Consider the following 8744-nt stretch of genomic DNA (forward strand, 5'->3'; position numbering starts at 1 on the left):
ATATTTTTCTCTGAAGCTAAATTTTCATCGAAATCCAGACAGGCATTTTTCCAAAGTCATACTTTTACCGATAATTATTATTTTTTCAATTTATATTAATGTCCCTTTTTAGAGGGGGCTCAACTTTCAATCTTCAAACTTATACCCAACTCCTTTGATGGTCTTAATGTTCGGGGTTCCGAGCTTTTCCCTGATTTTCCGCACATGGACATCGATCGTCCGGTCGCCAACGATCACATCATCCCCCCAAATGATGGAAAGGATCTCTTCCCGGGGAAAAACCCTGTTGGGCCTTGAAGCCAGCAAGCTCAGCAACTCAAATTCCTTCCTCGGCAAATTATACTCCTGTCCATCTTTTCCATTATTGCTGGTGTGAACTTCGTAACCCTATTTGCGGAGATTATAACCCAGGAATTCCAGGATATCCGGTTCGTCATCCACCAGAAGGATTTTGTACTGTTCCATTGTGAAGAAACAAATTTGGTGTAAGTTTCAATTAATACTATAATGACGAAAGTATAAAAATTAAGGGTGCTATTCTATCATGAAAATTTTTTCCGGGCCCTTCTGCCTAATTTTACGATCTTTGGGCAGAAATCATAATCTTTGGTATTTATGCGTGAAACCAGGGTCCTTATCATTTTCATCTTATTAATTTTTATAGTTTTTCCGGCCAGCAGCCAGCAGTTCAATGGCGGGATCATTGCCGGGGTGGCGGGGACCCAGGTAGCCGGTGATACATACTCTGGTTTTCACAAAGCGGGGATTTTCGCCGGGGGCTATGTAAACCTGCAGATCAGCAAACATTCGGCTTTTCAGATGGAGCTCGAATTTTTCCAGAAAGGCAGCCGTGAAAACCCTGATTCATCAAATAATTTTAATCAATATCTTTTCCGCGTTAATTATGTCGAACTGCCTGTCTTATACCAATATATTATCAGCAAGCGGTTTAAAGTGGAAGCCGGCCCTTCCCTGGGTTTTCTGGTTAGCTATTATGAAGAAAATAACTATTATGAAATTAAAGGTGGAAACCGCCCGGCCAGCGTAACTTTTCAGATCAACGCCGGCTTGTATATTTATTTAGCTAATCGCCTTATGTTCAATATCCGCACTAATAATTCACTCCTGAACATCCGCAGTGACAATGCTACGGGGGATATACTCAGGATTTTTCCAGGAAATTATGGCCAGTTCAACGATTGCCTCGTGATGAGCTTTATTTATCAATTCAAGCCGGCCTGGTAAACCAGTACATTTCTGTTTTGATCAAGCTAAAGATTGGTTGTCTTTCAAAAAATGGATGTTCCTTTTCAACCCGATGAACTTCGATCTTTTCACCGCCGATTCCCTGAAAAGATCATTGAACTGATCCGTGGTAAGTTGTTCCCATCTTGTTTTTGTCATCTCCCGCAAGGCTTGATCTGGCCGGAAAGCGTCTTCGGAATTGGCTTTTGCCTGCCTGTTCCATGGGCAAACATCCTGGCAGATGTCGCAGCCGAAAATCCAGTCTTTAAAGTTGTCTTTTTCTCCTGTTGGTAATTCTCCACGGTATTCGATGGTATAATAAGAGATGCATTTCCTGGCATCGAGCATACGGGGTTCGATAAAGGCGCCGGTTGGGCAGGCTTCGATACAGCAGGCGCAGCCGCCGCAAAGGTCATTGACCTGCTGCTGATCATATTCCAGTTCAAGATCGGTGATGATCTCACCAATGAAGACAAACGATCCGAGCTTTGGATGAATCAGGCAGGTATTTTTTCCTATCCAGCCCAGGCCGGCCCTTTCAGCCCATGCTTTATCCATGACCGGCGCTGAATCGGTGAAAGCACGGGCCTGGAATTCACCGGCACGGGCCCTTATTTCTTCAATGAACAGGTTGAGCCTGTCCCGGATCACCAGGTGGTAATCCTTCCCGTAGGCGTATTTGGCGATTTTATAGTTGTTTTTATCCGGGAGGTGTTCTCCAGGTAAATAATTCATCAGCACTGATATGACCGATCTGGCATCAGGCAATAAATGCCGGGGATCCAGCCTTTTATCGGAATACCTGGTCATGTAGCCCATCTCACCATGATATCCTTGCATGAGCCAATGATTTAATCTCTTTTCCTCTGATTCAAGGAATGTAGCTTCGGAAATACCGCAGGCGGCGAATCCGAGTTCTGAGGCTCTTGTTCTGATCCACTGTGAGATTTCGTGATGGCGCGTAGTTTCCAATCGGCCGGGATTTCAGAATAATTTATCCTGCTTTGGCAGCATGCCTTTGCCGAGATGCCGGTATGCCAGTTCGGTCACCTCCCTGCCACGCGGGGTTCTCATCAGGTAGCCTTCCTGGATGAGGAACGGTTCGTATACTTCTTCAATAGTTCCGGATTCTTCCCCTACGGCTGTGGCGATGGTATTGATCCCGACGGGGCCTCCCTTGAATTTCTCGATAATAGTAGTGAGGATGCGGTTATCCATCTCATCAAGTCCGTGCAGGTCGACATTCAGGGCTTTCAAGGCAATCTGGGCGATCTCAATAGTAATCGTTCCGGTACCTTTGATCTGTGCGAAATCCCTGACCCTTCGCAGTAACAGGTTGGCGATCCTGGGCGTCCCGCGGCTGCGGCGCGATATTTCCCTGGCAGCTTCCTTTGCAATGGGCACATTTAATATCCTGGCCGAACGGTAAAGGATCGATTCCAGGGTTTCGGCATCGTAATAGGATAAACGCATATTGATCCCGAAGCGTGATCGCAGCGGTGCGGTAAGCAAACCGGATCGGGTCGTAGCGCCGATGAGAGTGAACGGGTTCAGCTTGATCTGGACGCTGCGGGCATTAGGGCCGGTTTCGATCATGATATCGATCCGGTAATCCTCCATCGCGGAATAAAGATATTCTTCCACCACCGGGCTGAGGCGGTGGATTTCGTCGATGAACAGCACATCATTTGTTTCCAGGTTGGTCAGCAACCCGGCCAAGTCGCCCGGCTTATCCAGTACCGGCCCGGAAGAGATTTTTATGCTTACTCCAAGCTCGTTAGCTATGATGTAGGATAGCGTAGTTTTCCCCAAGCCTGGAGGGCCATGCAGGAGAACATGGTCGAGGGCTTCCCCGCGCTGCCTGGCGGCCTGCACGAAAATCGTCAGGTTATCCTTCACATTCTGCTGGCCGGCAAAGCTGGAAAAGTCGGCCGGCCGGAGGACCTGTTCGGCTTCTCTTTCTGCAGGAGTCAGGAACTTTCCTGATGGATCAAGATTATCATTCATCATCCGCTATTTGATGAACAAAAGTAAGAAATTAGTTCCAGTGGAACAGTGGAATAGTGGAACGGTGAAACGGTGAAACTCATTTTTTTTCTCTTCTTTTCGTCAGTTTGTTACCCCGTTTGATGAAAATAATATTTATATTTCTTATTTTTACTGAAAATTGTGTTTTCAAACGGCCAGGTCATGAAACAGATTATTGTCGCCATCGACTTTTCCAAGACATCGATCAATGCACTGATCTTTGGTATTCATCTTGCCAATAAGGCCAAGGCAGATGTTCAGATGGTCTGGGTAGACAACACCACCAGCGAGGAAGTTGTTTTTGAAGGATTCGCCCATGAGGAAAGAAACGAGAAAGTCGCGCTGCTGAAAGAGTTGCAGGATAAATATTCAAAGAGCCTGAAAGGGGGTAAGCTTGACTACAAGACCCGTAAAGGAAAGGTTTACATTGAAATAGCCCAGCAGGCTAAAAGTGTCAATGCCGACCTGATCATAGCCGGAACTCATGGCGTTTCCGGGTTTGAGGAATTCTGGATCGGGAGTAATGCATACCGGATTGTGACCAACGCCCCTTGCCCGGTAATTACGCTACGGCACGATTTTAAGGGCGGTGATATCCATAAGATCATAATCCCGATTGACAGTTCCCAGGAAACCCGCCAGAAGATTCCCGTCGCTTCGCAGGTTGCAAATCTTTTTAAATCCGAGATACATGTTCTGTCGCTTTATTCGACTTCGCTTAAATCAGTGCAGAAAAGAGTCGATAATTATGCCAAACACGTGACCGATTATTTCAAGGAAAGAAAGATAAAGTTTGTCGCCGTTACGAAAGAATCTGATAATATAACCAGGACCACTATTGATTATGCTGAAGCTGTCGGCGCTGATCTGATCGCTATCATGACCGAACAGGAAACAACAACAGCCAATCTTTTCCTTGGGCCTTACGCACAACAAATGGTAAATCATTCTCCGGTCCCGGTGCTGAGTATGAGGGCGAAAGAATTAGTATCCATTACAACTGGTGCATGATCATGAGGTTTAAATCGATGATAGGGCTTTTTTTACTGTTACAGATGGCGTCATCAGCACAATATAATTCTGATGGCCGCGTAGTTGTGATACAGGATAAATTGGTTGATACCGTTTTACATCAATATGAAGCCCTAAGATTGAGGATAATGGAAAACCCTGATAATAAAGCTATCCCGGGATACCGGATCCAGATATTTTCTGATTCAGGGATTAATTCAAGTGACCGGGCAAAACAGGCCAGGGATCAATTCCTGTTCATGTTCCCTGATATCCAGGCCTATGTCAGCTGGAAAACGCCTAATTACCGTGTGAGGGTCGGGGATTTCAAGACCCGGCTTGAAGCAGAAAAGGTATTACAAACGATAATTTTTGATTATCCCAATGCATGGGTGATTAAAGATGAAATCAATTTTCCTTTAATGAACTAAAAACCTGAAATATGAAAAAGATACTGGTTGCCATTGATTTCTCGGAATGTTCCTTCAATGCCCTGGAACACGCGATTAACATTGCTAATAAGGCAGAGGCGGATGTGGAAATGATGTTTGTGATCAAACCTGATTCTTCCAGGGAAATATTTACGGAAGGCCCTCAGACTTTATCATCCATGGTGAAAGATAAATTTGATGAGCTGCTGGAGAAATATCAACCTTTGTTGATGAGTAACAATAAATTAAGTTATCTTATCAGGGAGGGAAAGGTATACCATGAGATTGTCAAGGAAGCAGACCGGAAAGATATCTTTTTGGTAATGGCCGGTACCCATGGTGCATCGGGATTCGAAGAGTTCTGGATCGGGAGTAACGCCAATCGCATCGTCAGCGCATTGAGAAAACCTGTAATTACGATCAGGGGAGGAGTAAGCGTCAACAGAAACCTGGAAAGGATCGTGCTTCCGCTTGACAGCACCCCCGAGACACGGCAAAAAGTGCCTTTCTCAGCTTATATGGCTAAAATATTCAATGCCGAAATTCATATCCTGAGGCTTTACTCTTCCAATGTGCAGGCTATTATCAGAAGGATCGACAGTTATGCCGAACAGGTAGTGAAACATCTGGAGGAAGAAAATATCCGTTACGTGCTTGAGTCAGTTCACGCAGTGAATCTGACCGAATCAACCGTTGAATACGCCCTGAAAATCAATGCAAACCTGATATCCATTATGACGGAACAGGAGATATCAGCGAGAAACCTTTTACTCGGGCCTTATGCCCAGCAAATGGTGAACCATTCACCTATCCCTGTTTTAAGCATTCACCCGAAGGATTTGCTGGTTTCGCTAAGCAGGTAGATTAATTTCTATCGATGCAGTTAAGGTCTTCAAAAGCTGTTTTGAGCCTTTTAATGAGGGTTAATTCACCTTCACGGAGCCATTTGCGTGGGTCATAGTATTTTTTATTCGGCTTGTCTTCCCCTTCAGGATTTCCGATCTGACCCTGCAGGTAATCTTTGTATTTGTCATTATAATCATGGATGCCTTCCCAGAATGCCCACTGGGTATCGGTGTCGATATTCATCTTGATTACCCCGTATGAAATAGCTTCGCGGATTTCCCCCTGGCTGGAGCCTGATCCGCCATGGAAAACGAAATTGACCGGTTTTGGCCCCGTCTTCAGCTTCTGCTCGATATATTTCTGGGAATTATTAAGGATGACCGGCTGCAATCTTACATTTCCCGGCTTATAGACCCCATGGACATTACCGAAGGATGCGGCAATGGTGAAACGTGGACTTATCTTCATCAGTTCGCTATAAGCATATTCCACATGTTCCGGCTGCGTATAGAGTTTTTTACTGTCAATACCGGCATTATCAATGCCATCTTCCTCACCACCGGTCACACCGAGCTCAATTTCAAGGGTCATGCCGATCTTAGCCATCCGTTCGAGGTATTTTTTGCTGATAGCAACATTATCTTCAATGGGTTCTTCCGACAAATCGAGCATATGTGAGCTGTAAAGCGGTTTTCCGTATTGTTTAAAGTGCTTTTCCCCGGCTTCCAGCAAACCATCGATCCAGGGCAGGAGCTTTTTAGCCGCATGGTCGGTATGCAGGATGACAGGAACTCCGTACATCTCTGCCAGCAGATGAATGTGCAAAGCGCCTGCAATTGCACCTGCTATTGCTGATTTTTCCTGCTCATTGGAAAGCCCTTTGCCGGCATAAAATGCAGCGCCACCATTGGAAAACTGAATGATTACAGGTGAATTAACCGTTTTAGCTGCTTCCAATACCGCATTCACGCTATTTGTACTTACGACATTCACCGCCGGCAAAGCGAACTGATTGGCTTTGGCCAGCTCAAATATTTTTTTGACATCATCCCCGGTAATCACACCCGGTTTTACATGATCTAATACTCTGGTTGACATATAATTAATTATTAGGTTAGACAATTTAAGACGCTGCAAAGTTATAACTATTCCCTTTTTGCTTACCTTTGCAACCTAAAATTAAGTTCAAAGTTCAAAGTTCAAAGGGCAAAGTTGAAGATATAAGTTATTAAGTTGAGTATTCTTCATCTTTTTGAACTGCTTCACTTAAACTTTACCCTTTGAACTTTGAACTTTGAACTTTGAACTAAGGATGGTCCCGTGGCTCAATTGGATAGAGCATCAGATTCCGGTTCTGAGGGTTGGGGGTTCGAGTCCCTTCGGGATCACTTTCTCCTTCATCAAATACTTGCATTTAAAAAAAGCATTATCTTTACATTCCTTTTCTAAGAGCCGCTAATTGATACTTTACTGACAACAAGATACTTATAGATTTTTTGCTTATTTGTAATCAATTTAAATAACAATATGATCAATAAAATTTTGGTCGCCAACAGGGGGGAAATTGCAGTCAGGGTGATGCGATCGTGCCGGGAGATGGATATTTTTACGGTGGCAGTTTTCTCTGATGCCGATGGGGGCGCGATGCATGTCCGTTATGCAGATGAAGCCTATCATATCGGCCCTTCTCCCTCTGATGAAAGTTACCTGAATATTGACAAGATCATTGAGGTCGCCAAAAAGTCCGGGGCTGATGCCATCCATCCCGGGTATGGATTCTTATCGGAAAATGCTGCTTTTTCAGATCGATGCAAGCAGGAAGGGATCATTTTCATTGGACCGTCCGGTGATTCCATCCGGATGATGGGCGACAAGATCACAGCCAGGCAAACAATGATAAAATCCGGAGTACCCGTGGTTCCGGGCACTACCGAGCCTATAGGGGATGAAAATAAGGCATTGGAGGTCATCCGGAAAATCGGATTGCCGGTAATGATCAAGGCCTCAGCCGGCGGAGGCGGAAAAGGCATGCGGCTGGTAAAAGAAGAGAGCCAGGTACTGAATTCGATCCGTGCCGCCCGCTCTGAAGCGCTTGCTGCATTTGGTAATGATGCGGTTTACATTGAAAAGTATATTGAATCTCCCCATCATATCGAGTTCCAAATACTTGCAGATAATCATGGCAATATGATCCATCTCTTTGAGAGGGAATGTTCGGTCCAGCGACGTCATCAGAAAGTGGTCGAAGAAACACCTTCACCGTTACTGACCCCTGAAGTCAGGGAAGAGATGGGGAGGGCTTCTGTTGCAGCTGCTAAAGCTGCTGCTTATTCAGGTGCCGGGACTATCGAGTTTATCGTGGATGAAGACCTTCATTATTACTTCCTCGAAATGAATACCCGCCTCCAGGTTGAACACCCCATTACCGAAAGGGTTGTCGGTGTTGACCTGGTGAAGGAACAAATCCGTGTTGCCAATAATGAAATTCTTGCCTTACAGCAGAAAGACCTTAAACAAAGAGGGCATGCTATCGAATGCCGGATTTATGCCGAAGATCCTGACCGCAACTTCATGCCAAGTCCTGGTGTGATCAAGCATATTACCGAGCCCCATGGATTGGGTGTCCGTTGCGATGGATACGTTTATGAAGGTTATGAAATCCCATTATATTACGACCCGCTCATTTCCAAACTTATTTGTTGGGGAAAGACTCGTGATGAAGCCATTGCCAGGATGAAAAGAGCTCTGTATGAATACAAGATCACGGGGGTGAAAACTTCCATACGATTGCTCACCAGGATCATGGATGCACCCGATTTCAAAGACGGGAAATACAATACCCATTTTATCGAAAAAAACCATGATTTCCTGTTCACTCCTCCCCCGATCAACCCACGTGTGGAAGATGTGGCCATCATGTCCGTCTTCATTGATTATCTTGGTAAGGTAGATAATTTCCAGACGAAAGTGTTGGCTAAAAATGGCAAAAGCAACTGGAAAGAATGCGGGCGGAGAAAGAATATGTTTTCGTATTGAAAAAGTCCCCAACTTAAAACTTGAGCCCCCTCTAAAAAGGGACATTAATATAAATTGAAAAAATAATAATTATCGGTAAAAGTATGACTTTGGAAAACTGCCTGTCTGGATTTCGATGAAAATTTAGCTTCAGAGAAAAATATTCAC

The 8744-nt window shown here is 44.8% G+C and carries 8 protein-coding genes, 1 tRNA gene and 1 pseudogene; 6 read left to right on the forward strand and 4 right to left on the reverse strand.

What is annotated here, in order from left to right; all coding sequences use genetic code 11:
• Positions 1-126 precede the first annotated feature (126 nt).
• Positions 127-465: pseudogene (locus M0Q51_16700) on the reverse strand (DNA-binding response regulator).
• A 150-nt stretch (positions 466-615) separates the two neighbouring features.
• Between M0Q51_16700 and M0Q51_16705 the strand changes: the two are divergent.
• Entirely contained in the window at positions 616-1245 is a 630-nt protein-coding gene (locus M0Q51_16705; protein MCK9401615.1) for a PorT family protein, read from the forward strand.
• Positions 1246-1266: 21 nt separating this feature from the next.
• Here M0Q51_16705 and queG read toward each other — a convergent pair whose 3' ends face one another.
• Complete coding sequence (gene queG, locus M0Q51_16710; protein ID MCK9401616.1) at positions 1267-2217, reverse strand: tRNA epoxyqueuosine(34) reductase QueG; 951 nt, start codon at positions 2215-2217, stop codon at positions 1267-1269.
• A 12-nt stretch (positions 2218-2229) separates the two neighbouring features.
• Entirely contained in the window at positions 2230-3252 is a 1023-nt protein-coding gene (gene ruvB / locus M0Q51_16715; GenBank protein MCK9401617.1) for a Holliday junction branch migration DNA helicase RuvB, read from the reverse strand.
• 183 nt (positions 3253-3435) lie between these two features.
• On the opposite strand from ruvB, the gene M0Q51_16720 reads away from it, so the two are divergent.
• From M0Q51_16720 to M0Q51_16730, 3 genes are read left to right on the forward strand one after another with little or no spacing between them, the layout of a single operon-like run.
• Entirely contained in the window at positions 3436-4284 is an 849-nt protein-coding gene (locus M0Q51_16720) for a universal stress protein (protein ID MCK9401618.1), read from the forward strand.
• Positions 4285-4301: 17 nt separating this feature from the next.
• Entirely contained in the window at positions 4302-4715 is a 414-nt protein-coding gene (locus M0Q51_16725; protein MCK9401619.1) for an SPOR domain-containing protein, read from the forward strand.
• 11 nt (positions 4716-4726) lie between these two features.
• Positions 4727-5578, forward strand: a complete 852-nt coding sequence (locus M0Q51_16730; protein ID MCK9401620.1) for a universal stress protein — start codon at positions 4727-4729, stop codon at positions 5576-5578.
• A 1-nt stretch (position 5579) separates the two neighbouring features.
• Here the strand turns inward: M0Q51_16730 and fbaA are convergent, their stop codons facing one another.
• Complete coding sequence (fbaA, locus tag M0Q51_16735; protein ID MCK9401621.1) at positions 5580-6659, reverse strand: class II fructose-bisphosphate aldolase; 1080 nt, start codon at positions 6657-6659, stop codon at positions 5580-5582.
• Between the two features lie 216 nt (positions 6660-6875).
• Between fbaA and M0Q51_16740 the strand changes: the two genes are divergently transcribed.
• Both M0Q51_16740 and accC read left to right on the forward strand, forming a co-directional pair.
• Positions 6876-6949, forward strand: a tRNA-Arg gene (locus tag M0Q51_16740).
• Between the two features lie 139 nt (positions 6950-7088).
• Entirely contained in the window at positions 7089-8597 is a 1509-nt protein-coding gene (gene accC, locus M0Q51_16745; GenBank protein ID MCK9401622.1) for an acetyl-CoA carboxylase biotin carboxylase subunit, read from the forward strand.
• Positions 8598-8744 lie beyond the last annotated feature (147 nt).

The organism is Bacteroidales bacterium, assembly GCA_023229505.1.
Taxonomy (GTDB): Bacteria; Bacteroidota; Bacteroidia; order Bacteroidales; family JAGOPY01; genus JAGOPY01.